A 24,217-nucleotide genomic window follows, 5' to 3' on the forward strand; every position below is an offset into this window, starting at 1 on the left:
AAAGGTCAACACGCCCTGGTAAATATCTTAACCAGAGTTCAGGTTAAGTATTAATTTATTAAACTCAACTTTCTAATACAAAAAAGCCCCAGCTAATGCTGAGGCTTTTTTACAAAACTAACTTAATTAAAAAATTAAGCTTGTTTTGGACTAGAAATAACGTCTACTAAAGTCCAAGATTTATTCTTAGAAATTGGTGCGCATTCACGGATAGTAACTACGTCACCCGCTTTTGCTGTGTTATTTTCGTCATGTACGTGTAACTTAGTCGTACGTTTAATGAATTTCCCATAAATTGGGTGCTTCACATAACGTGCGATAGCGATAGTGAAAGATTTTTCCATCTTGTCGCTGATTACACGGCCTTGAAGAGTACGAATTTTATCGCTCATTATTGACCTGCCTTCTGGTTAATAACTGTTTTTACACGCGCGATATCGCGGCGTACTGTTCTTAGCGTGTGTGTCTGAGCTAACTGACCAGTGCTAGCTTGCATGCGCATATTAAATTGCTCACGAAGTAGTCCTAGAAGTTCAGCATTAAGCTCTTCTACGCTTTTGTCTTTTAGTTCGCTAGCTTTCATCACATTACCGTCCGAGTTACGAAAGTTGTTTTGAATGGCAGTTTACGAGCAGCAAGGTCGAATGCTTCACGAGCAAGCTCTTCTGAAACACCTTCCATTTCGTAAAGTACTTTACCAGGCTGAATTTCAGCAACCCAATATTCAACAGAACCTTTACCTTTACCCATACGAACTTCAAGAGGTTTTTCTGTAATCGGTTTGTCAGGGAAGACACGAATCCAGATTTTACCTTGACGTTTCACGTGACGCGTCATAGCACGACGAGCTGCTTCGATTTGACGAGCAGTCATGCGGCCACGGCCAGTAGCTTTCAATCCGAAAGTACCGAAGCTTACTTTGTTACCGTTTTGCGCTAAACCGCGGTTGCGGCCTTTGTGCATTTTACGGAATTTTGTACGTTTTGGCTGTAACATTACTCGCTACCTCTACTTAGCACTTTTCTTGGCTTTCTTTGGTGCGCGTTTAGCTGGTTTTTCTTGCTCTTGTACTAGTGGTAAACCACCAATAACTTCGCCTTTGAAAATCCAAACTTTAACACCAATGATACCATAAGTGGTTAAGGCTTCAGAAGTTGCGTAATCGATATCAGCACGAAGAGTATGTAGAGGTACACGACCTTCACGATACCATTCTGAACGTGCGATTTCAGCGCCGCCAAGACGACCGCTAACTTCAACTTTAATCCCTTTAGAACCGATGCGCATTGCATTTTGTACCGAACGCTTCATAGCGCGACGGAACATAACACGACGTTCTAGTTGAGAGGCAATGCCGTCTGCTACTAGTTGTGCATCTAGTTCTGGTTTACGTACTTCAGAGATATTAATCTGAGCAGGTACACCAGCGATTTTAGTTACCGCTTGACGTAATTTTTCTACGTCTTCGCCTTTTTTACCGATAACAACACCCGGACGAGCCGTGTGAATTGTTACGCGGATTGATTTTGCTGGACGCTCAATAACGATTTTAGACACAGAAGCCGTTTTTAATTCCTTAGTAAGGAATGCACGAACTTTGTGATCGCCAAAAAGCTGATCAGAGAAATCTTTAGAACTCGCGTACCAGGTAGAAACCCAAGGTTTAGATATACCTAGGCGAATACCAGTAGGATGAACTTTTTGTCCCATTACTTATACTCCTAGCTATCTGAAACCATAACAGTGATATGGCTTGTACGCTTAAGGATGCGGTCTGCGCGTCCTTTAGCACGAGGCATAATACGTTTCATTGTAGGACCATCGTCCACAAAGATCGTAGTTATACGAAGCTCATCAATGTCAGCACCTTCGTTATGCTCTGCGTTAGCAATAGCAGACTCAAGTACTTTCTTAACTAATACAGCCGCTTTTTTAGGGCTGTACGCCAGGATTTCTAGTGCGCGATCGACAGGTAATCCGCGGATCTGATCTGCAACTAGACGTGCTTTTTGCGCCGAACCAGAGGCGAATTTATGTTTAGCTAATGCTTGCATTTATCTTCCCCTCTTAACGTTTCTTCGCTTTCTTATCCGCAGCATGGCCACGGTAAGTGCGAGTTGGTGCAAATTCACCTAGTTTGTGACCGATCATTTCGTCAGAAACGAAAACTGGTACGTGCTGGCGACCATTATGGACAGCAATGGTCAATCCGATCATGTTAGGTATGATCATTGAACGACGGCTCCAAGTTTTAATTGGCTTCTTCTCACCGCTTTCCAAAGCTTTCTCTACCTTCTTCAGCAAGTGTAGGTCTATAAAAGGACCCTTCTTGAGAGAGCGTGGCATGGCTATTCCTCAATATTACTTAGTACGACGACGTACTATAAATTTATCCGTACGCTTATTCTTACGCGTCTTCGCACCCTTAGTCGGTTTACCCCATGGAGACACAGGATGACGACCACCAGATGTACGACCTTCACCACCACCGTGTGGGTGATCTACCGGGTTCATGGCAACACCACGAACTGTCGGACGAATACCACGCCAGCGATTTGCACCTGCTTTACCAAGTGAACGAAGCATATGCTCAGCATTGCCTACTTCACCTAGAGTCGCACGACAATCAGATTCAACTTTACGAACTTCGCCTGAACGAAGACGTAATGTTACATACTGACCATCACGAGCAAGGATTTGAACGTATGCACCAGCAGAACGTGCGATTTGAGCACCTTTACCTGGTTTTAATTCTACGTTGTGAACAGTCGAACCTACAGGCATATTACGCATTGGTAATGCATTACCAGGTTTGATTGGTGCATCAACACCAGACTGGATTGCATCGCCAGCTTTTAAGCCTTTAGGTGCGATAATGTAACGACGCTCACCGTCTGCATATAATACAAGAGCGATGTTTGCGCTACGATTTGGATCGTATTCTAAACGTTCAACAGTGGCTGGAATGCCATCTTTAGTACGTTTAAAATCGATTAAACGGTAATGTTGCTTATGACCACCACCGATATGACGAACCGTAATACGACCATTGTTATTACGACCACCTGATTTAGAGTTTTTCTCTAAAAGTGGTGCGTATGGCTTACCCTTATGTAGATCTGGGTTAACCACTTTAACTAGGTGACGACGGCCCGCAGAAGTAGGCTTACACTTTTGAAGTGCCATAATTCTATCCCCTTATTACTCGGCGCCGCCGACAAAGTCTAGTTCACTACCTTCTTTAAGAGTAACGTAAGCTTTTTTCCAGTCGTTACGACGACCGAAACGTGCGCCAGTACGTTTTGTTTTACCCTTAACATTAAGTGTGCGAACACCCGTTACTTCTACTTCAAAAAGCTTCTCAACTGCTACTTTAATTTCAGCTTTAGTTGCGTCATTTGATACTTTAAAAACAATAGTATTGTTTTCTTCAGCAGCAATTGTGCTTTTTTCAGAGATATGTGGAGCAACGATCACTTTTAAAAGACGTTCTTCGCGGATCATGCTAGCGCCTCCTCAAGTTGCTTAACAGCAGCGGCTGTAATAAGTACCTTGTCGAAAGCAATTAAGCTTACAGGATCGATACCAGCTACATCACGCGTGTCAACCTTATAAAGGTTACGTGCCGATAAGAAAAGATTTTCATCTACTTCTTCAGTCACGATAAGAACATCTTTAAGCTCAAGTTCTTTAAGCTTAGCAACTAGTTCTTTAGTTTTTGGTGCTGCTAGAGCAAAACTTTCAACAACGATTAAACGCTCTTGACGAACTAATTCAGATAAGATGCTTTTAATCGCACCACGGTACATTTTACGGTTTACTTTTTGGCTGTGGTCTTGTGGTTTAGCTGCAAAGCTAACGCCACCTGAACGCCAAATTGGGCTACGGATTGTACCGGCACGTGCACGGCCAGTACCTTTTTGAGCCCATGGTTTTTTACCACCACCGCTTACTTCAGAACGTGTCTTCTGAGCACGAGTACCTTGACGAGCACCTGCTGCGTATGCAACAACTACTTGGTGTACTAATGCTTCGTTAAACTCACGTCCAAAAGTAGCTTCAGAAACTTCAAGAGCGCCAGAAGCGTCTTTAATTGCTAATTCCATCACTAAATCTCCAGGACTTATGCTTTAACAGCTGGTTTAACGATAACGTCACCGCCAATAGCTCCAGGTACTGCACCCTTAACTAAAAGCAAATTACGCTCAGCGTCAACGCGAACTAGTTCTAAGTTTTGAGTCGTTACACGCTCAGCACCCATATGACCGGCCATTTTCTTACCTTTAAACACCTTACCAGGTGATTGGTTTTGACCGATTGAACCAGGAGCACGGTGAGATAGAGAGTTACCATGTGTAGCGTCTTGCATGCTGAAATTCCAGCGCTTAACACCACCTTGGAAACCTTTACCTTTAGAAGTACCGGTTACGTCAACCTTGTTGATTTCGTTGAATAATTCAACAGTAAGCTCTGCGCCTACTTCAAAATCGCCTTCACCACCGTTAAGGCGGAATTCCCACAGACCGCGACCCGCTTCAACACCAGCTTTAGCGAAATGACCCGCTTTAGCTTTGTTTACACGACTTGCTTTTTTAGTGCCTGCGGTTACTTGAAGCGCGTTATAACCGTCTGTTGCGTCAGATTTGATCTGAGCAATGCGGTTAGGTGTCGCTTCAATAACTGTCACAGGGATAGATACACCATCTTCAGTGAAGATTCGTGTCATACCCACTTTACGACCGACTAGACCTAATGCCATTTTCCTAAAACCTCTCTAATCTTTCGATTAACCCAGGCTGATTTGAACATCAACACCAGCAGCAAGATCTAAACGCATAAGAGCGTCAACAGTCTTGTCAGTTGGTTCTACGATGTCAATCAGACGTTTATGGGTGCGGATCTCGTACTGATCACGCGCATCTTTATTAACGTGCGGTGAAGTTAGTACAGTAAAACGTTCAAAGCGTGTAGGTAGTGGAATTGGTCCACGTACTTGTGCGCCAGTGCGTTTCGCAGTTTCCACGATTTCTGCCGTTGATTGGTCAATCAAACGGTGGTCAAAAGCTTTTAGGCGAATACGAATGCGTTGATTTGACATTCTTAACCTCAATATAAAGAGCATTTAAAAGAGCATAAAAAAACGACCGAAACAATCTTAAAAACATAAGATGCCGGTTGTTGATTTATATCTACGTTGAGTTCCAAATCGGAACTCCTGTTTATTAGCTTGAAATCCAAGCTTAATTTATCCTCTCTAGTTCCCTAGGGAATTTCGAAAGCCTGCGTATTATAGAGGTATTGGTGATAAATGCAACAACTATTTAGAAGCAATATAATGATTCTTGATTTAAGCAAATAAACGACCATCACCACTTACAAGCTATACTTAAACTAATAGCTATGCTGTTAGCGACTTCTATTGCGTAAATTAAGTGATTTTTGGATGTTATGGTATCCTATTGCGCTAATTTTGCCTTTAAACTCTCAATATGGTGAGTCGATGCGTATTTTTAATTATTGTTTAAATGTTCTATCTGCTGGGTTTAGCCGTCTATTTGTAAAAAGCAAAGTGCTACCAGAGAACCCTATTGAACAGTACAATTTAAACCCTGAGTTCCCTACATTTTATATAGTGCGCTTAAATTCAAGATTTGACCTAGCGGCATTGGCACATGTTTGTAAAAAACATGGTCTCCCCAGCCCGACTGATGAACAAGTGTTAGGTAATCAAAGTTTAGAACGCTTCATTGGTATAAAAAACCCACCACCACTTTTTGGTGATGAAGCTAAATCAACTAGTGCGTTGGCTCAAGGTAAACAGATCATCGACCACTTATTAAAAAGTGGTCAGAAAAACGTGCAAGTAGTGCCTGTCACTATTTTATGGGGGCGCGATCCAGGCAAAGAAAAACCAGGAGTACGTACCTTAATTACCCACTCATTGACGCCAAGTTGGTTTAGAAAATTTTTTGTGGTGTTATTTTCAGGCCGTGATAATTTTATTCGCTTCAGCCAACCTCTCGACTTATCGCTCTTAGTAAATGAAAAAGCAGATGTGAGTGAATTACCACACAAGTTATTACGTGTCGCCTTGGTCCACTTTAAACGCCAAAAATTAGCAGCCACAGGCCCAAAAATGCCATCACGCGAGCAACTATTTAATTCTTTGCTTGCTTCACCTACAATAAAAAAAGCGATTCAGGAAGAAGCTAAGTCAAAAAACATTAGCCAAGAGCAAGCTCGTCAAAATGCGCTCAAGTTACTTGATGAAATAGCTGCTAATTATTCTGAGGCAATGATACGCGTTGCGGAAAGGTTTTTAACTTGGTTGTGGAACAAGTTGTATAACGGTATTGATATAAAACATACTGAGCAACTTCACGAGTTAACAAACAAAGGGCATGAAATTATTTATATGCCGTGTCACCGCAGTCATATGGATTACTTACTGCTTACCTACTCAATTTATCATTTAGGCTTAGTGCCACCACACATAGCTGCGGGTATCAATCTCAACTTTTTCCCTGCCGGCGGTATTTTTAGACGCTCAGGAGCGTTTTTTATTCGCCGCTCATTTGCAGGAAATAAGCTCTATTCGGCAATATTTAAAGAGTATTTAAGTCAGCTATTTATTAAAGGCTACTCCGTTAAGTTTTATACAGAAGGCGGGCGAAGCAGAACTGGGCGTTTACTTCCACCTAAAACGGGTATGCTATCAATGACCTTACAGGCAATGCTGCGTGGAATAGACCGCCCTATATCGATAGTCCCTGTGTATATTGGCTACGAACACGTTATGGAAATTAACACCTACCTTAAAGAGCTTGATGGTAAAGATAAAAAAGGCGAGTCTATTTTTGGTATTTTTAAAGCAATTAAAAATCTTAAAAATTATGGGCGTGGTAATTTAAACTTTGGCGATCCAATCTCAATTAACCAATATTTAAATGATAATCAACCAGATTGGCGCGATTCAATTCATCCAACCGATGTTCAAAAGCCACAATGGCTAGGGTCGCAAGTTACTAAACTTGCCGATCAAGTAATGGTTAAAATTAATAATGCAGCGGCGCTTAATGCTGTTAACTTACTGGCAATGATATTACTGGTTAACGATAAACAGGCATTAAGTAAACCAAAGCTCCTAGCACAACTTGATTTTTACCTGCGCTTACAACGCGACGCTAGCTACAGCGATAAAGTAACAGCGCCTGATGAAACACCTGAGCAACTACTAACACATGCATTAAAGCTTAATAAGTTTGAAGTGATAAGTGATGAATTTGGTGAAATTATTACAATTAGTGATAAAGAAAAAGTATTATTTAATTACTACCGAAATAATATTTTGCACTTATTTGCTGTACCAAGCCTAATTGCGCTACATCTATTCAAGCAGCACACAACAACTATTCAACAGTGCCAAGAGCTAGTAAAAACGTTTTATCCGCTGTTTGCTAAAGAGTGGTATTTGCAACCACTTGATGAAAACTACGTAACACGTATTTTGGCAAACTTTGCAGATCAAAACTTAATTGAGTTTGATGGCGACAATATCCACATTACAAATAGCAACGATTGTTTAGCCAAACTTGAAATGCTAGGAAGAGCACTAAGCTTTACTTTGCAGCGTTACGCTATTGTAATTGGATTTATTCAAACAAATGATGCCATTGCCAAAGATGAACTTGAACGAGAAAGCCAAGTATTAGCACAGCGCCTAGGTACACTGCATGGCATTAAAACACCTGAATTTTTTGACAAAAAAGTACTGGTTAGCTTTATTGATAATTTACGCGAGCAATCATTAATCACTGAATGCGATAAAGGTTTAATAGGTAGTACACAGCTGTGTAAAACTTATACACATCTTAAGGCATTACTGCCAGCACGGGTCTGGCAGTCAATTAGCGATATAGTGCAAAGTCAGTCTAATTGAGGACTATATCTCTATTGATGGGGTTAGCACTAGGCCGTGTTGACCTGTCGTGATTAACTTTGCAGCAGACTGTTTGGTATTTGGGCAAGGCAGAGCCTATGGAGTGTCATTCCACATAAATAGGCGATAACGCAGCATAAATGCCAAACATGCGCTGCCCTTTGAGCTCGATCTAGGGACGATTAACTCTGTGTTGATCGATTTTTACTTATTCTTACAGGGATGTAAGCCATTAGAGTAACGCAGGAGCAGTTACCGAGCCCACTCAATTACAAACCTCGCGCCGCGATTAAATCGCCCCTAGATTGAACAAATTTCAATCTACAAAGGTCAACACGCCCTAGCGTTGGCGCATAACCCCTTCTTGCATTGTTGAGGCAATTAAGTTGCCCAGGCGGTCAAAAAACTGCCCTCTCACCAATCCTCTGCCTGAACTAGCGATTGGACTATCTATTGAATATAAAATCCAGTCATCCATTCTGAATGGACGATGAAACCACATTGCATGATCGATAGTCGCTACTTGCATGTTTGGTTGCATAAACGATACGCCATGAGGTTGTAATGCTGTTGGTAAAAACTCAAAGTCGGACGCATAAGCTAACAAATAATTATGAATGCGTTGGTCATCTGGCATATCACCATTAGCTTTAAACCAAATATGCTTAACAGGCTCCATTGCTTCAGGCTTGAACGGGTTATGAAAGGTGACAGGTCGCATTTCAATTGGCATTTCACGAATAAACTTATTGCGAATCGCTTCTGGAATATGTGACGCATGCTCTTGATAAAACTCTAACGACGACCGCAGCTCCTCAGGTTCAGGTACATCAGGCATAGTTGCTTGATGCGATAGACCATCTTCTTTACCTTGAAATGACGCGGTCATATAAAAAATCGGTTTACCATATTGAATTGCTTTTACACGACGAGTACTAAAACTTTTTCCATCGCGAATAGTTTCTACATCATAAACAATGGGTTTAGCTGGATCGCCTGGACGTAAAAAGTAAGAGTGGAGGGAATGAACAATACGCCCTTCAGGTAATGTTTCTTTGGCTGCAGAGAGGGCTTGCCCCATAACTTGACCACCAAACACAGCACCAAAGCCTAAATCCTGACTTTGTCCGCGGTATAAACCCTGCTCTATTTCTTCAAGTGTTAACAGCGACAATAAATCATCTAATACTTGGCTCATTACTTCTTCCTCAATCCCCAGATAAGTTAATGATACTATAGACTAGAACTATGTAAATATTTGTTAGGGGTACTGCTATGGCTTACTGGCTTTTTAAAACCGAACCCGATGCGTTTTCATTAGATGATTTAAAAAACGCACCAAAACAAACCACTCTTTGGGAAGGCGTACGTAATTACCAAGCGCGAAACTTTATGCGTGATGGCGTTAAAATAGGCGACTTGGCGATGATTTATCATTCAAGCTGTAAACAAGTTGGCGTAGTGGGTATTGCTACAGTTACAAAAGAAGCTTACCCAGATCCAACTCAATTTGATTTAAGTAGTGATTATTACGACGCTAAAGCCACCAGCAAGAAGCCACGCTGGGTTGTTGTTGAAGTTACTTACCAAGGCCACCTAAAAAAATTAGTTAGTCTCAAAGACATTAAAGCGAATAATAATATTACTGAAATAGCACTTAAAAAAGGTGGTCGCTTGTCTGTAATGCCTGTTAGTGAAAATGACTGGGATGAAATTATTAAAATGGCGAAGTAGCGCTCTGCAGTTATTACTGAGACGCGCAGCAGCTTACTCCAAGCAAGTTACTATGGGTCACAAATTAATGCTATAAATACAATGGCGCTCTAAAAGAGCGCCATTGTATTATTTTTTCTTCTTCTTTTTGTGCCCATGCTTTGGAACAATTAAGAAATATAAAAATAACCCTAACCACGAGAAAATAATGATCCCAAATAGCCAGCCGTTTTTTTCATGGCCTTGAGTTCGTTTGTTATTAAGCACTATCACTACAGGTAAAATGTAGGCGCTCAATACAATAATTAAAAATACAACTTCATTCATTCTTTTACTAAGCTTTCCCAGTTTACTTCGTTATTTAGCACGCGTTCGACAGCTATGTAATGCAAAATATCGCCGGCATTTATTTTATAATCAAGCGGTGGATTTAAATCCATATTTTGTGCACTCAAGTTGTGCGCCACGCCTAATAATATAGCATCATGCTCAAGCTTAAAATGATGAAACAAAGTACCAAATTCCATTTCTTTGCTGTCTTTTGGTATTGCTAAGCTAAATTGCGTATCACCGTGAAGTGTAGACAGTAGTTCTTCTTGTACTCGACTAGAGCCAGGATCTTGCATTGAACGCACAAGTATTTCTGCTGATTTAGCGCTAGAGCATTCTATATTTTGACAATGCTCTAGTAGCATATCTATTTTAGTTTCATCTAAAAAGTGCGCGCTTATATGGCAATCATCTTTAACTAAACGGCTTATACGCAGTGCAGTAGTAAATGTTTGATCGTCATCTTGGCCATCAATAATAACCTTATCGGCACGATTAATAGCCACACGCTCTAACTCAGATAAATTAGTAAAACTCGTTAAACGTACAAAATCCACACTATCATTTGCTAAAAATGGATGATCCATCTGCTCTGTGACCGCAAGTAGAATTCGACGATCGGTTCGTTTAGTATCGGCCAGAATATAATCAATCATTTTTTTTGTACGGGTATCGTGCCAACCAAAAATAATTATGTGATTAGTACTGTGGGCAAAACTTTTATCACCAGTCATAGCGCGCCTAATTAAGTAAGTAACAGTTTGTCCTGCTTTTCCCAACAGAACACCAAATAAAGCCAAACCAAATGGAATTTGTATTAACGCGACCACCCAACGACCAAGCTCAGTAGTTGGACTAAAATCACCATAACCTACCGTTGATGTTGTTATTACGTAATAGTAAATAAAAGTGCTTGGAGGTATCAAGGTCTCTTCATTTGCTAGCACCAATAAACACCATGTAATAATAATATGCAAAGAAATAACAATAGCTATAGATTGCCAACTTACTTGCTCTATATGGCTGCGTAATAACACGATGAAACGTTTAAAAGTATGATGCATAGTTTTAATTGCTAATAGATTAGTAAAATCACTTTGTAGTACGGTACTGTAAATTATACCACCATAGCAACAACTAGCTGCAAATTTAACCTCGAAAGATAAACAAACCCTAAGCTATGTAGTTAAAAAATAGTAAGCTATAGTTATGTAATAATTAGATTAGATAAGTTCATTATGGTTGGTGTTTTAGCTTCGGTTGATCAACGTACTCAGTTGGTTGGTGAAAACCGCTTAGAGTTGTTATTGTTTTATTTACATAGCCGCCACTTATTTGCACTCAATGTGTTTAAAATAAAAGAAGTGGTGAAGCTGCCACATTTAAGCAAAATTCCCCATTCTCACTCCAAAATAACTGGAGTTGCGAATATTAGAGGTGAATCTATTCCTGTAATCGATTTACGGCAGGCTATTTCTATGTCCGCAGTGAAATACGCCGAAGACTGTAACTTAGTTATTACAGAATACAATAGAAGCGTACAAGGCTTTTTGATTGGCAAAGTTGATCAAATCGTCAATATGACATGGTCAGATATTATGCCACCGCCTAGCTCTGTTGGTAAAAATCATTACTTAACAGCGCTCACTAAAATCAAACGTGATGATCAAGAACATCTCGTTGAGATCATTGATGTAGAAAAAGTACTAGCAGAAATAGTTGAATATGAGGTGGATATTTCTGATGGGGTACTCGATCAAGGCATCGTCAATGAGTTTGCGGGACGTAAAATACTTCACGCCGATGACTCACCCACTGCACGTAAACAAGTAAGCGATACGCTGTCACAACTGGGCATTGAGATTATTCCTGCAAGTAATGGCTTAGAAGCTCTTAACATGCTTAGAGACTGGGCTGATGAAGGGCGAGATGTCGAAAAAGAGCTCTTAATGGTAATTACAGATGCCGAAATGCCTTCTATGGACGGCTATCGCTTAACCCATGAAATACGTAACGATGGCAGGCTTAAAAATCTTTATGTGGTTCTTAACACATCTTTAAGCGGTAGCTTTAACGAGGCTATGGTAGAAAAAGTTGGTTGTAATGCATTTTTATCTAAATTCCAACCTGATTTGCTTGTTAATGAAGTACAAAATCGCCTAAAAGAAGTGCTTAATAACAGCACCGAATAGCCATACTGAAGATTTTAGTCTATTTGCCAATTTAGCGCTTTTGTGATTAATTGGCATTTTAGACACATAATAGAAATACAACATTTGCTCAAAAAAGTTGCCAAGCCACTCACTACCTTGGTGAAACGTTATCTGCCTGACCCATTTATTTTTGTTACTTTACTCACCTTTGTAATTACATCTGTCGTAACACCTTCAGCCCACAAAAAATGATTACCGCAGTTTTCAATTCTATCTTGTTGTCGCACCTGATTAAATCGATGGTAATTATATTTGACACGCGCTATGTGTAGATTCCTTATTTGGGAGAAGTTTTGCTTGCAATTCACCTTTATACATTACTCTCGTTAATGAGGGGGAATCCATACATCTGCAAAATTAATCACGAAAGGTCAACACGCCCTAGTTAAATAAACGCACAGCACTGGTCACATAGATTGTATTAATCGTGCCATGGAAATTTCCTTTGATCCAATTGATGCTTTTTAACTAACTGTATAAACTCTTCTGTTTGCTGCTGCGAAAGCGTCCAAAATAAACCTCGGCTATCATATATTGGTTTATAGTATTCACTTTGCTTTGCGCAATATAAACCAAACTCAGCTGGGGTTTCCTCCTCTTGAAAAACAGCTAGGTTGTTAAGTGATTCAAAATAAATTGTCTTTTGAGGAAGTAAATAGTAACTGACCGAAACGCTGCATTTTTCTATATCTAATGTTAGCTTTGATTCCATTAACACCAACATATAAAAGCACGTAAAAATGAAAAAAATTGAAGTGGCTGTAGACAACCAAAATAAGGTGGTCGGTTCATTAAGTAAACTACCTTGGCGAAAACTATTAGCTCCTTCCTCTGGATTTAAGACGTCCCCCCACAACCACACAGTAAAAGCCATCAAAACAACAACAGCAAAGAGGTACTTAGTTTTTTTAAGGATAAAATGAAATTGTGTCATGAAAGTCCCCTATATCACTATTGTAATATAGGGCTCCTTGTTATTATTGGATATGTTTTTCAATGCCTATTACGCATTATTTACAGTCGCACTAAAACGCAGTGGTGTTTGCCGCCCCCTAAATAGAACATGAACGAGCATTATTACTATTAATCGTTACAATCAACTCGATAAAATAGTCATCGGCAGACTCAATATAGGGTTTTCTGAATCCGCAAAATGCATCATTACAGCGATATGACCAGCAACTACAACTGCATACATTGCAGCCGAAAAAACTTGGCCATATTTATCCAATGGCATTAAATGCGAATAGTGACGACCTCGCCATTCAAATATAATCTCCAGCGCACCAACAAACAAAAAGAATACCAGTAACATTAAGCCAAATGTGTAGCTCAGCCATAAACCAAATAGTACACCGAGTAAACATACACTTAAACCAATCCATGAACGCATTGAAAAACTAATACTTTTTAATACATGCCCGCCATCAAGCGGTAAAATGGGTAATAAATTAAACAAATTTAATAACGCACTGAGAACCGCCACACCTGCAAATATTTCCATTTCGGTGGCGTAATACAAAACCACACCCAGCACAGAGGTAATTAAACCAAACGCAGGCCCCATTAGCGATATAACTACATCTTGCCAACGAGTCGTTATTTTATCGTCACTTACGGCCAGCCCACCAACAAATGGGATTAAATAAATACCTTTGGTTTTTATCCCAAAATATTTCATAGCTCGCACATGGCCATATTCGTGCACAACCAGGCACGCAATAAGCATGAGTGCAAATTCAATACTAAATAACCACGCATAGCCTGCAACCGAAGCCCCCGCAAGCACGGCTTTAATTACTTTAGCGCTTTTAAAAAGCTTAAAGCCTAATGCTGCTAACCCTAAAAAGCCTTTTTTAGGCGCACCGTTTGTCGATACCGGCAATGCTAGTTGTGTAGCAAATTGATCACCCACAAACAGCGAAATACTGTGCTCTTCGACCGTGCCGGTATCAATACCTATTACTTTATTATCGTGAGTAAACTGATAATAATTTTCACGTGGGTTGTCAAAGGTGATGGCTTGTTGAGCATGGAAAACTTGCACTATTTTTTGCCCTGCTACCATAAGTGAAAATGGTTGCTCGGCTAAAGTGAGGTCTATTCTTATCATAATTAAAACCGTTTAAAACAATGTACCTAGTATACCTTCTCGCTTATAAAACACGAGTAGCATACTTAATCATTATTTTTAATTATAGCGTTTTAATACTGACAAAAGTAAACAACACGACTACTTTTATAGTAATCATACGTTACACAATGAAAGGGATTACAGTGAACAAAATGGTGCCCAATATTCTAGTTGTTGACGACTCAAAGGCTATTTTGATTGTCATGGAGGCTATACTCAACGAACTAGGCATGTCAGAAACCATAACTACATGCCTAAGTGCGACAGAAGCTCTTGATAGGGTCAAAGCTGATATAAATTATTTTGACGTCATTTTTACTGATCTTAACATGCCTGAAATGGATGGTATGGAGCTGATGCGGCACTTAGGGGCATTAAATTACCACGGCGCTATTATTATTATTTCTGAAATGGCGCATAAAGTAATTAACTTAGCTGCAAATATTGCCAAGCAACATAATACTCACCTTATCGGAAATATAACCAAACCTATTCAACTATCTCAAGTGGGCACTTTATTAACAAAAGCCGCACAATTTCATTGCCACACTTTAATTAAAGAATCTGCAATTTCAAAAGAGGAGCTTATCGGCGCATTAAATAATGATGAAATAGTTCCTTTTTACCAACCTAAAGTAAATGCTTATAGTAATAAAATAGAAAGTGTAGAGGTGCTTGCCCGTATTGTTTCTAATAAGGACAGTCGTGTTATTTCACCAGATCGTTTTATTAATGTAGCTGAGCAACATAATTTAATTAACCAGATTTCATTTTCTCTTTTCGAAAAAGCCACCAGCGATTTTAACAGTATGAAAGTAGAACTTTGCCAAGGTTTTAAGCTCGCATTTAATTTATCATCCATTCAGCTTGATGACTTAGATTGCCCAAATAAGCTATTACTAATATTAGCAAATAATAAACTGACGCCCAGCGATATTATTATTGAAATAACTGAACAACATGCACTTTCCAGTCTTGCACAATTAGAAACTTTAAATAGATTAAGAATGCATGGCTTTGGTCTGTCCTTGGATGATTTTGGTGTGGGCTTTACAAATATGAATCAGCTTAAAAGCCTTCCTTTTACTGAAATAAAAATAGACCGCTCACTTATTAGCCACATAGATACCGACTTATTCTCTCAAGTGGTCGTTACTTCCTTAATTAATATAACAAGCGAAGAACATTTGGATTTAGTCGCTGAAGGTGTCGAGCGACCAGAAGAGCTCATTTATTTGAAACACCATAGAAAAAACTTAGCCGTTCAAGGTTTTTTATTCAGTCACCCTAAGCCCAAAAATGAATTTGTACGCTGGGCTAAAAACTGGATCAAAACAGCCAATAGTTTAATCAAAAAATAAATATCGGCTGAATAAATGACACCCCAAGGCTGCGCATACTTGGCATTTAACCTCGAAAGATAAACAGGCCTTAATGGTCTTTTTCGGGGGCTTTATCTGTTTCGCTTACTATATGCGCACTGTTAGCTAAGCGCTTACGCCATCGTTGCTTTGCTACTGCACGCATATTTGTAGATTGATCTCGCTCATCTACAATTTCTAAGCCCATAAGAGCCTCTATCAAATCCTCTAACGTTACAATACCTAGCACATCTCCGTATTCATCAACGACTAAACATATGTGGGTACGCTTGGTTAAAAGCGTTTGCAGTAATGACGACACATTATGAGAGCTGGGCACGGTATAAATAGGTTTAACTAATTTACTTATTTTGTAGTCAGTGCCTAATCGATGAAACGCCAGCATAATATCGTTTTTATGCACAAACCCAACAATATCGTCGCTATCTTTATCAAATACCAAAATTCGAGAAAATGACGACGAACCGTAATTGTTCAAGTATTGATTCACTGTCAAATCTTTATGAACTTTAAAAAGCACAGTTCGAGGTGTCATTAAGTCACATAATTTTGCATGCCTAAAATGCAGTAAATTACGAATTATTTCAGACTCATCTTCATGAAGCGCTCCTGACTCAGTACCTATATCTGCCATTGCTTCTATTTCTTGACGAATATAATACGCTTCATTATGTGCAGGTCTCATTAAATTAGTGAGTTTTTGTGCACACCATACAAATGGTTTAAGCAAAATAACTAAAAAGCGCAGCGCATAAGTGACACTTGGCGTTAATACCCGCCAGTAATTCGCACCTAAGGTTTTGGGAATGATTTCAGAAAGTACCAGCACTAATAAAGTCATAATAGCTGATGCTATCCCGACAGCTGCATCTGAAAAGACCACTGCGGCTTGCGCGCCTACCCCAGCGGCACCGGCGGTATGCGCGACTGTATTTAAAGTTAAAATAGCCGCTAAAGGCTCATCTATATTACTTTTGAGTGCTTCAAGCTGCTTGGAAAACTCAGGATGTTCTTTTTTAAGTGATGCAACGTAGCTAGGCGAAATACTTAACAGCACCGCCTCCATCACAGAACATAAAAACGAAATAACTATCGCCACGACCATATAAACTATCAGTAAAGTCACTTTCTCTCCTTAATTTCAGGTATGTAAGCATAGTAACAATACATGTTATATTTAGCCAAATTACTAATAATAGGCTCAATAATGAAGTTTAGCGCATCTTGGTACACTCAAAATAAGCTATTTAAACACGCTGCTACCTTTTTAACATTCGCCAGCTTAAGCTTTGCAGCAATAGCTGCACCATTAGACAAGTCAAAAATTCAGTTTATCGGTCCATTGGCCGAAGACATGCAATTAAAGCCTTTTCAAACACCTCATGGCACCGCCATTATCAATAACCTATTACCACGATTACAAGCAAGTTCAGAGAGTTTATCTATTTTCGGAAAAAAGCAGAGCTGGCAGCCATTTGATAAGATAAATGCGCTTACACTTGGTGGGTTGCAAGCGCTAAAGTTCAATATTGAAACAACACGTTTCACACAAGGCACGCTCACCTTAAAAGGGATTCAGCAAGGCCAACTATTTATCAATGGTAAGCTGCAAAAAGGCGATAAGAACAGCTATAAACTAGCTTTAAGCAACACAACTCACACAGTAATTATAGTCGCGCAACAAGTTGCTAATTGGCATGACGTGGCACTCGATTTTGAACCTAAAGCCGACATCGATAAAATCACGCTTAGCACTTCACAATCAAAACGTTTATCTGCAAAACAACTATTTGATGCCCCTATCATCAACCAATTATCATTAGCACCTAATGCTAAGCAATACGTCACCACAACAAGAACATATAACGATGTTACACAAAACCAAGCGAATACCGTTACTGTACTTAAAGATGCAGACGACCACACGCTATATCGATTTGAAGCAGGTCAACCAAGTAATATAATCTGGAGCCCTGACAACCAGTTTTTGGTGTATTTGCTCAACGGTGAATTAAAACAACTTAATCGTAAAAATTTATCAATAAAAACATTAGCTACCGATTTCGAAGGCGCCAGTGGTTTTACCTTTTACAACGACAGTAGCCTTCTTTTTAGTTGGTCTAAATCCCCCGAAAGTACTGATAGCTTAACTAAGCATTATAAAGGTCTGCAAGACCGTTGGTCATATGCCCGCACCACTAGCCAAATTTACATATTTGATACCAAAAGTGGCTTAACAAAAGCGCTTAGCCAAGGCCCTCTTACCCATAACCTTGAAGATTTAAACAGCAGTCGCGGTAAAATACTAATGAGCCGCTCTGTAGTGGCAATGCAGGCATCAACTCATCCAGAAACTGAGCTGGTCGAGCTGGATTTAAAATCAAGTAAGCTTTTATCGCTAGGTAAGTTTAAAACTTTTGACTTAGCTAAGTACGCCAATAAAGACATTTATGTAGTGGCAGGCCCCGATTTCAAAAATGGTACAGGCAGAGCATTGCCAAAAACAATGCTTGCTAATAACTATGACGGTCAACTTTATCTACTAACCAATAATGGTGAAAACGTAAAAGCCCTCAGTAAACAATTTGACCCCGCTATTGGTCAACTTGAAGTTTTAGAAAATGGCGACGCACTTGTTAAAGTGACTGAGCGAGACACACAACCACTTTACCTATTCGATTTAAGTAAACAGCGCTTTAAAAAGCTAAGTACTGGATTAGATATTGTTGAGAAATTTAGTTATTCACACGACCGTAATACCGAAGTTCTATTAAGCGGCACTAATGCCTCAGCGCCACAGCAATTAAAACGCCTCAATATAAGTAAAAATAAAACACAGTTAATGTGGGACTCACAGCCGAGTGCTTATGCACATACGCGCATTCCTACATTAGAAGAGTTTAATTTTAAAAATAAAAACGGCGTTGAAATAACTGGTCGTGTTTATATTCCTAGCAACTTAGATAAAACTAAAAAGTATCCAGCTTTAGTTTATTACTATGGTGGTACTTCGCCTGTAACTCGTGGCTTTACCGGTCGTTACCCGTTTAACTTATGGGCAGAAAACGGCTACGTTGTTTATGTAGTGCAACCAACTGGAGCCACAGGGTTTGGACAGAAATTTTCGGCGCAACATGTTAACGCATGGGGCGACTACACTGCTGACGATATAATAACAGGCACTCGGGCCTTTTTGAAAAAGTACGACTTCGTTGATAATAAAAAAGTAGGTAACTTAGGGGCTTCATACGGCGGCTTTATGACTATGCTACTAGCCACTAAAACCGATATATTTAGTGCCTCAATTGCCCATGCAGGTATTTCTAACCTCACTTCATATTGGGGCGAAGGTTGGTGGGGCTATTTATATTCAGGTGAAGCATCTAAAAATAGCTTTCCGTGGAATAACTCTGAACTTTATAGCCAACATAGCCCTGTATTTCATGCTGATAAAGTAACTACCCCTCTGTTACTTCTTCATGGCGATAGCGATACCAATGTGCCCGTTGGCGAAAGCTTAACCATGTATACTGCGCTTAAATTACTTAATAAAGACGTAGAGTTAATAGAATACAAAGGCGCTGACCACCAAATTTTTGCGCGCGATAAACGATTTAACTGGTGGGATACCATGCTCGCGTACTTTGATAAAAAGCTAAAAGACGAACCACAATGGTGGGATTCAATGTACTCAAATGACTAAAAGCATTTTGAAATAGTCGTTTAATATAGGTTTACTACCCAATCATTAACTACTTAGCACCTTTTAATTACTTTAAAGGTGCTAGGGCGTGTTGACCTTTCGTGATTGATTTTGCAGCAGACTGTTTGGTGTTTAGGCAAGGCAGAGCCTATGCAGTGTGGTTATTCCCCATAAATAGGCGATAACGCAGCATAAATGCCAAACATGCGCTGCCCGAAGGGTTCTGCCTAGGGGCAATTTACTCTTTGTTGCTCGGTTTTTACTTAGCCCACTAGGTTACAAACCTCACGCCGCGATTAAATCGCCCCTAGATTGAACAAATTTCAATCCACAAAGGTCAACACGCCCTAATACCACCTATTCATGACACCTTATATTTTTTTGAAATATTAAGTTACCTAAAACTAACAACCACCCCTTCTCAGCATTTACCTAATGGTGCTACCATACAGAACTATAAGCATTCAAAATAAAGTACTATGGCTATTAATGTTTTATTGGTTGAAGACGATGAACTGCTCGTTAAACGCATCCAAAATCACTTTGCAGATACCGAGTTTACAATAGAAGTAGACTCAACTGGCGCTGATGCTCTTCGCGTTGTAAAGCAGCGAGTCAACCTGCGCAGTGCTATCTCATTAGCTATAATTGATATTGTCTTACCTAAGCGCGACGGACTACAGCTCGCAAAAGAATTAAACACCCTTACTGATATTGGCGTTATTGTATTATCGAGCAGAGATTCTCAAGCTGATCGTATTGCAGGTCTTGCCCAAGGTGCTGATGACTATATTTGCAAGCCGGTAGATTTACTTGAGTTAGAACTACGTGTACGTGCACTGCATAAGCGCATTGCAGTTAACCAACAACATGACGAGAGCGAAGAGTTTATAGAATATGCCGACTTTAAACTTCATCCCGATAATCGTACATTAATTACTGTAACTGGCGTTGAGTCGCGTTTAACCGAAGCAGAGCATAAAGTACTTATTTGCCTAATTAGTAATGCGGGTAAAGCGACGTCTCGTGAAAAAATATCAGAAGAAATAGGTCAACCCGATTGGAGCCCTAACGATCGTACTGTTGATGTACTTATTGGCCGTTTGCGTAAAAAGTTAAACGACGAAAAAGATCAAAAACGGATTGTTACCGTACGCGGGAAAGGTTACATGCTCTCTATTTAATACTTGGTTAATTGTGCAATGAGACGCTCAAATGCACGATAGTTAAGTGCCTCTTTAAGTTCATTTAAACTAATATTCTCAGCGCCTTTTAAATCACTAATAGTACGCGCCACTTTAATTACTCGGTGGTAAGAGCGTGGTGATAACGACAACTTTTCACTCGCTCTGGCTAAAAACTGTAATTCTGCAGACGCCAGATCACAATGCACACTCATTTCTTTATTGTTAAGCCTCGCGTTCACCTTGCCTTGGCGTTTCAACTGCACATAATAGGCAGCCTCAACCCTTGCTCTAACTTGTGCACTACTTTCCTCCGGTTGAGTACTTTGTAGTTCAACACTCGTTAATCGAGGCAATTCAATTTGTAAATCAATTCGATCAATAAAAGGCCCTGATACTCTTGATAAATAACGCATAACTTGATCGGGCGTAGCACGTTTATCAGTATGACTTCCTGTTGGGCTTGGGTTTAACGCTGTAATAAGCTGAAATTGCGCAGGAAACTCCATTTTCCTTGCAGCACGCGAAATAGTAACCGTACCGGTTTCCATTGGCTCACGCAGTGAATCAAGCACCTTACGTTCAAACTCTGGTAATTCGTCTAAAAAGAGCACCCCATTATGTGCCAATGAAATCTCACCAGGCTTGGGGTTTGAAGATCCACCAACCAAAGCAACCGCTGAGCACGTATGATGTGGGTTACGAAACGGCCTTTGTCGCCAATTAGTTAAATCAATTGATTGACCAATAATAGAGTAAAGCGCAGCCGTTGAAATAGCTTCATCATCCGACATTGTCGGCATTATGGTTGCCATTCGTTGAGCGAGCATTGATTTTCCTGTTCCTGGCGGACCTAAAAACAATAAATTATGCCCACCAGCTGCGGCTATTTCGAGCACTCGCTTTGCACCAGGTTGGCCTTTAACATCGCTTAAATCAAGTAAAAAGTCTGGCGCTTGCGTACAATCTGGGTACTCTATATTTAGTGGTAATGGCTGTTGATTCAGTAAGTCTCCCCATACTTCTTGAATCGAGCTAACGGCTTTGCGTTTAACGCCGTTAACCAAACTTGCTAAGCTATCATTTGCAAAAGGTAAAAAGCAGCAACGGTCTTGCTCTTTAGCGGCAAGTACCGAAGGCAAAATAGCATTTACACCACGTATCTCGCCATTAAGAGCAAGCTCCCCGTAAAACTCATACTTATGAATGTCAGGACACACTATTTGCCCTGAAGCGACTAATATTCCCACCGCGATAGCCAGATCAAACCGCCCGCCATCTTTAGGTAAGTCGGCGGGCGCTAAATTTACAGTTATGCGTTGATCGGGAAACCCAAATTGCGAATTTTCGAGTGCACTACGCACTCTGTCTTTTGACTCTTTAACAGAGGCTTCGGGCAGGCCTACGATGTGAAAAGCGGGTAAACCATTTCCTAGGTGGACTTCTACAATAACTTCTGGAGCACTGATCCCCACCTGAGCACGAGAAAATATACGAGCTAGCGACATTCCTTATCCTAGTAAATGGTGTGATTACACCAGTTTAGTCAGGATATTTAAAAACGTGTAATGTGATTTTCCATTTTATAGCAGCAAAACGAAGCAATAAGGTCATTAACATGCCTAATATCATCGCTACCTCAGTCACTAACGAAAAACTAATACAAAGCGTATAAACACTACCACCCGCGATACAGGTAATGGCATAAAGCTCGCCTTTTAATAGCATAGGAATTTCGCGCGCGAGTACATCTCGAATTAAACCACCAAAGCAACCTGTAATTATACCCATAATCACCGCTGTCATATCTGGCATACCAGCAAGTTGCGCTTTTTGAGCCCCCATTACCGCAAAAAAAGCTAAACCAAAAGCATCTGCTGTTTGCAAAATATAATGAGGTATTGGCTTTTGCTTATTTAGAAGACGTGTAGTGACAAATACTGAAGCCAGTATGGCAAAAAAATAGCTTTGATCATGTAACCAAAAGACAGGAACATCTAAAATCAGATCACGCACTGTACCACCGCCAATTGCGGTAACAGTCGCTAAAACGACGACACCAAAGCCATCCATTTTTTTCTCGTACGCTAATAAAGTGCCCGACACAGCAAACACTGCTACGCCTATTAAGTCAAACCAGTGATAAAGTTCTGTCATGTGTATTATTACTTAAAATCTTTTAACCGTTTTAACATAAAACACTCTTTTTCAAAAATAAGTTATTTGTTGAATGTTACAGGCATGAGAAGGAAGTCATTAAAGAAAGGAGAGTATAACCTATTTAGCCAAACTCCAGACGCAAAAAATCACTCAATATAGAGTGCGATTTTGTTTTAACTTTTTAGATATTTGGATATTTGGATATTTAATTTCAGTGGTTGCGGGAGCCTGAGTTTGTAAAAAGCGAACCGACGACCTTCGATTGCTTATGCAGAGTATTTTACGCAGTAACGGTGAGTTTAATCATTATAAGAATTTATTAAACTCCAGACGCAAAAAAATCACTCAATAAAGAGTGCGATTTTGTTTTAATTTTTTAGATATTTAATTTCAGTGGTTGCGGGAGCCTGAGTTTGCAAAAAGCGAACCGACGAACTTCGATTGCTTATGCAGAGTATTTTACGCAGTAACGGGGAGTTTAATCATTATAAGAATTTATTAAACTCCAGACGCAAAAAATCACTCAATAAAGAATGCGATTTTGTTTTAATTTTTTAGATATTTAATTTCAGTGGTTGCGGGAGCCTGAGTTTGTAAAAAGCGAACCGACGACCTTCTCTTACTTGTGCAAAAATGTTTAGCACAGTAACAGTGGGTTTAAATTTATAAGAATTTATTAAACTCCAGACGCAAAAAATCACTCAATAAAGAGTGCGATTTGGTTTTAATTTTTTAGATCTTTAATTTCAGTGGTTGCGGGAGCCTGAGTTTGTAAAAAGCGAACCGACGACCTTCGATTGCTTATGCGGAGTATTTTACGCAGTAACGGTGAGTTTAATCATTATAAGAATTTATTAAACTCCAGACGCAAAAAATCACTCAATATAGAGTGCGATTTTGTTTTAATTTTTTAGATATTTAATTTCAGTGGTTGCGGGAGCCGGATTTGAACCGACGACCTTCGGGTTATGAGCCCGACGAGCTACCAGACTGCTCCATCCCGCGCCTGAAATTTGTATGCTTGTTTAAAGTTGCCTACATTACAACTTGGCTTCCAATTAAAAATTTATTGCGAGAGCTGTGAAGGTGGAAAGTGAACTGACGACCTTTTAAGCTACCTACTGCACTAAATCTTTATAGAAAATTGGTTGCGGGAGCCGGATTTGAACCGACGACCTTCGGGTTATGAGCCCGACGAGCTACCAGACTGCTCCATCCCGCGCCTGTATATTTTAAGTCTATCGACTACTTTATTTAACCTCTTAAGTTAGAGTTATTACAGTAACCAACGTTAAAAATTGGTTGCGGGAGCCGGATTTGAACCGACGACCTTCGGGTTATGAGCCCGACGAGCTACCAGACTGCTCCATCCCGCGCCTGTAATTTCTTTAAAACATTTTCGTGATATTTACGAGCCTGCCTTGAAGAGAGCGCTACTATATAGGAATAAACATATAAT

General features: G+C 39.9%; 25 protein-coding genes and 3 tRNA genes. 6 read left to right on the plus strand and 22 right to left on the minus strand.

Annotated elements, in window-relative coordinates; translation table 11 throughout:
• Nucleotides 1-134 precede the first annotated feature (134 nt).
• Genes rpsQ through rpsJ form a run of 11 tightly spaced genes read right to left on the minus strand, consistent with a single transcriptional unit; the run spans nucleotide 135 to nucleotide 5,098 of the window.
• Nucleotides 135-392, minus strand: coding sequence for a 30S ribosomal protein S17 (rpsQ, locus tag ACJJVZ_RS19230; protein ID WP_002957888.1), 258 nt, complete (start codon nucleotides 390-392; stop codon nucleotides 135-137).
• Nucleotides 392-583, minus strand: a complete 192-nt coding sequence (rpmC, locus tag ACJJVZ_RS19235; RefSeq protein WP_002957889.1) for a 50S ribosomal protein L29 — start codon at nucleotides 581-583, stop codon at nucleotides 392-394. The genes rpsQ and rpmC overlap by 1 nt, the downstream gene beginning before the upstream one ends.
• A complete protein-coding gene (gene rplP, locus ACJJVZ_RS19240; RefSeq protein ID WP_002957890.1) occupies nucleotides 583-996 on the minus strand; it encodes a 50S ribosomal protein L16 in 414 nt (137 codons plus the stop codon). The genes rpmC and rplP overlap by 1 nt, the downstream gene beginning before the upstream one ends.
• A gap of 12 nt (nucleotides 997-1,008) precedes the next feature.
• A complete protein-coding gene (rpsC, locus tag ACJJVZ_RS19245; RefSeq protein ID WP_006791356.1) occupies nucleotides 1,009-1,710 on the minus strand; it encodes a 30S ribosomal protein S3 in 702 nt (233 codons plus the stop codon).
• Nucleotides 1,711-1,721: 11 nt separating this feature from the next.
• Nucleotides 1,722-2,054, minus strand: coding sequence for a 50S ribosomal protein L22 (gene rplV, locus ACJJVZ_RS19250; RefSeq protein WP_002957892.1), 333 nt, complete (start codon nucleotides 2,052-2,054; stop codon nucleotides 1,722-1,724).
• 13 nt (nucleotides 2,055-2,067) lie between these two features.
• Nucleotides 2,068-2,346, minus strand: coding sequence for a 30S ribosomal protein S19 (gene rpsS / locus ACJJVZ_RS19255; protein ID WP_004588689.1), 279 nt, complete (start codon nucleotides 2,344-2,346; stop codon nucleotides 2,068-2,070).
• Between the two features lie 15 nt (nucleotides 2,347-2,361).
• Nucleotides 2,362-3,186, minus strand: coding sequence for a 50S ribosomal protein L2 (gene rplB / locus ACJJVZ_RS19260; protein ID WP_007376192.1), 825 nt, complete (start codon nucleotides 3,184-3,186; stop codon nucleotides 2,362-2,364).
• 15 nt (nucleotides 3,187-3,201) lie between these two features.
• Entirely contained in the window at nucleotides 3,202-3,504 is a 303-nt protein-coding gene (gene rplW / locus ACJJVZ_RS19265; RefSeq protein WP_077536678.1) for a 50S ribosomal protein L23, read from the minus strand.
• A complete protein-coding gene (gene rplD, locus ACJJVZ_RS19270) occupies nucleotides 3,501-4,106 on the minus strand; it encodes a 50S ribosomal protein L4 (RefSeq protein ID WP_077536677.1) in 606 nt (201 codons plus the stop codon). The genes rplW and rplD overlap by 4 nt, the downstream gene beginning before the upstream one ends.
• 17 nt (nucleotides 4,107-4,123) lie before the next feature.
• Entirely contained in the window at nucleotides 4,124-4,759 is a 636-nt protein-coding gene (gene rplC / locus ACJJVZ_RS19275) for a 50S ribosomal protein L3 (protein WP_002957898.1), read from the minus strand.
• Nucleotides 4,760-4,786: 27 nt separating this feature from the next.
• Nucleotides 4,787-5,098 (minus strand): 30S ribosomal protein S10, encoded by a 312-nt coding sequence (gene rpsJ / locus ACJJVZ_RS19280; RefSeq protein ID WP_002957900.1) that lies wholly within the window; start codon nucleotides 5,096-5,098, stop codon nucleotides 4,787-4,789.
• 402 nt (nucleotides 5,099-5,500) lie between these two features.
• Here rpsJ and plsB point away from each other — a divergent pair, with 402 nt between their 5' ends.
• Complete coding sequence (plsB, locus tag ACJJVZ_RS19285) at nucleotides 5,501-7,939, plus strand: glycerol-3-phosphate 1-O-acyltransferase PlsB (RefSeq protein ID WP_193155023.1); 2,439 nt, start codon at nucleotides 5,501-5,503, stop codon at nucleotides 7,937-7,939.
• A 340-nt stretch (nucleotides 7,940-8,279) separates the two neighbouring features.
• On the opposite strand, the gene tesB is transcribed toward plsB, so the two are convergent.
• Nucleotides 8,280-9,137, minus strand: a complete 858-nt coding sequence (tesB, locus tag ACJJVZ_RS19290; RefSeq protein WP_077536676.1) for an acyl-CoA thioesterase II — start codon at nucleotides 9,135-9,137, stop codon at nucleotides 8,280-8,282.
• A 77-nt stretch (nucleotides 9,138-9,214) separates the two neighbouring features.
• On the opposite strand from tesB, the gene ACJJVZ_RS19295 reads away from it, so the two are divergent.
• Nucleotides 9,215-9,673 carry an EVE domain-containing protein gene (locus ACJJVZ_RS19295; RefSeq protein WP_182702896.1) on the plus strand — a complete coding sequence of 153 codons (459 nt, stop codon included), beginning with the start codon at nucleotides 9,215-9,217 and terminating at the stop codon, nucleotides 9,671-9,673.
• Between the two features lie 108 nt (nucleotides 9,674-9,781).
• Here the strand turns inward: ACJJVZ_RS19295 and ACJJVZ_RS19300 are convergent, their stop codons facing one another.
• Nucleotides 9,782-9,979: a PLDc N-terminal domain-containing protein gene (locus ACJJVZ_RS19300; RefSeq protein WP_182702895.1), complete on the minus strand. Its 198-nt coding sequence runs from the start codon at nucleotides 9,977-9,979 to the stop codon at nucleotides 9,782-9,784.
• Nucleotides 9,976-11,046 (minus strand): potassium channel family protein, encoded by a 1,071-nt coding sequence (locus ACJJVZ_RS19305; protein ID WP_405602839.1) that lies wholly within the window; start codon nucleotides 11,044-11,046, stop codon nucleotides 9,976-9,978. Before ACJJVZ_RS19305 ends, ACJJVZ_RS19300 begins: the two co-directional genes overlap by 4 nt.
• Nucleotides 11,047-11,220: 174 nt before the next feature.
• Between ACJJVZ_RS19305 and ACJJVZ_RS19310 the strand changes: the two genes are divergently transcribed.
• Nucleotides 11,221-12,174 carry a chemotaxis protein CheV gene (locus tag ACJJVZ_RS19310; RefSeq protein WP_193155024.1) on the plus strand — a complete coding sequence of 318 codons (954 nt, stop codon included), beginning with the start codon at nucleotides 11,221-11,223 and terminating at the stop codon, nucleotides 12,172-12,174.
• Nucleotides 12,175-12,616: 442 nt separating this feature from the next.
• On the opposite strand, the gene ACJJVZ_RS19315 is transcribed toward ACJJVZ_RS19310, so the two are convergent.
• Both ACJJVZ_RS19315 and ACJJVZ_RS19320 read right to left on the minus strand, forming a co-directional pair.
• Entirely contained in the window at nucleotides 12,617-13,129 is a 513-nt protein-coding gene (locus tag ACJJVZ_RS19315) for a hypothetical protein (RefSeq protein WP_405602843.1), read from the minus strand.
• 162 nt (nucleotides 13,130-13,291) lie between these two features.
• Nucleotides 13,292-14,308 (minus strand): metalloprotease, encoded by a 1,017-nt coding sequence (locus ACJJVZ_RS19320; RefSeq protein WP_405602844.1) that lies wholly within the window; start codon nucleotides 14,306-14,308, stop codon nucleotides 13,292-13,294.
• 164 nt (nucleotides 14,309-14,472) lie between these two features.
• On the opposite strand from ACJJVZ_RS19320, the gene ACJJVZ_RS19325 reads away from it, so the two are divergent.
• Nucleotides 14,473-15,690 carry an EAL domain-containing protein gene (locus ACJJVZ_RS19325; protein ID WP_405602847.1) on the plus strand — a complete coding sequence of 406 codons (1,218 nt, stop codon included), beginning with the start codon at nucleotides 14,473-14,475 and terminating at the stop codon, nucleotides 15,688-15,690.
• A gap of 70 nt (nucleotides 15,691-15,760) precedes the next feature.
• Here ACJJVZ_RS19325 and ACJJVZ_RS19330 read toward each other — a convergent pair whose 3' ends face one another.
• Nucleotides 15,761-16,837 carry a hemolysin family protein gene (locus ACJJVZ_RS19330; RefSeq protein WP_405602849.1) on the minus strand — a complete coding sequence of 359 codons (1,077 nt, stop codon included), beginning with the start codon at nucleotides 16,835-16,837 and terminating at the stop codon, nucleotides 15,761-15,763.
• An 81-nt stretch (nucleotides 16,838-16,918) separates the two neighbouring features.
• Between ACJJVZ_RS19330 and ACJJVZ_RS19335 the strand changes: the two genes are divergently transcribed.
• Nucleotides 16,919-19,414 carry a prolyl oligopeptidase family serine peptidase gene (locus ACJJVZ_RS19335; protein WP_405602851.1) on the plus strand — a complete coding sequence of 832 codons (2,496 nt, stop codon included), beginning with the start codon at nucleotides 16,919-16,921 and terminating at the stop codon, nucleotides 19,412-19,414.
• Nucleotides 19,415-19,893: 479 nt separating this feature from the next.
• Entirely contained in the window at nucleotides 19,894-20,598 is a 705-nt protein-coding gene (locus ACJJVZ_RS19340; RefSeq protein ID WP_077536669.1) for a response regulator transcription factor, read from the plus strand.
• On the opposite strand, the gene ACJJVZ_RS19345 is transcribed toward ACJJVZ_RS19340, so the two are convergent.
• The 5 genes from ACJJVZ_RS19345 to ACJJVZ_RS19365 form a co-directional block, all read right to left on the minus strand.
• A complete protein-coding gene (locus tag ACJJVZ_RS19345) occupies nucleotides 20,595-22,106 on the minus strand; it encodes a YifB family Mg chelatase-like AAA ATPase (RefSeq protein ID WP_405602853.1) in 1,512 nt (503 codons plus the stop codon). The two genes, ACJJVZ_RS19340 and ACJJVZ_RS19345, sit on opposite strands and share 4 nt — an antisense overlap.
• 34 nt (nucleotides 22,107-22,140) lie before the next feature.
• On the minus strand, nucleotides 22,141-22,755 hold the full coding sequence (locus ACJJVZ_RS19350; protein WP_405602856.1) for a trimeric intracellular cation channel family protein: 615 nt from the start codon (nucleotides 22,753-22,755) through the stop codon (nucleotides 22,141-22,143).
• A gap of 931 nt (nucleotides 22,756-23,686) precedes the next feature.
• Nucleotides 23,687-23,763: transfer RNA gene (locus ACJJVZ_RS19355), tRNA-Met, on the minus strand.
• A 140-nt stretch (nucleotides 23,764-23,903) separates the two neighbouring features.
• Nucleotides 23,904-23,980, minus strand: a tRNA-Met gene (locus tag ACJJVZ_RS19360).
• Between the two features lie 77 nt (nucleotides 23,981-24,057).
• Nucleotides 24,058-24,134: transfer RNA gene (locus tag ACJJVZ_RS19365), tRNA-Met, on the minus strand.
• Between the last annotated feature and the right edge of the window lie 83 nt (nucleotides 24,135-24,217).

This window comes from Pseudoalteromonas sp. Ld19 (genome assembly GCF_045064135.1).
Taxonomy (GTDB): Bacteria; Pseudomonadota; Gammaproteobacteria; order Enterobacterales; family Alteromonadaceae; genus Pseudoalteromonas; species Pseudoalteromonas aliena.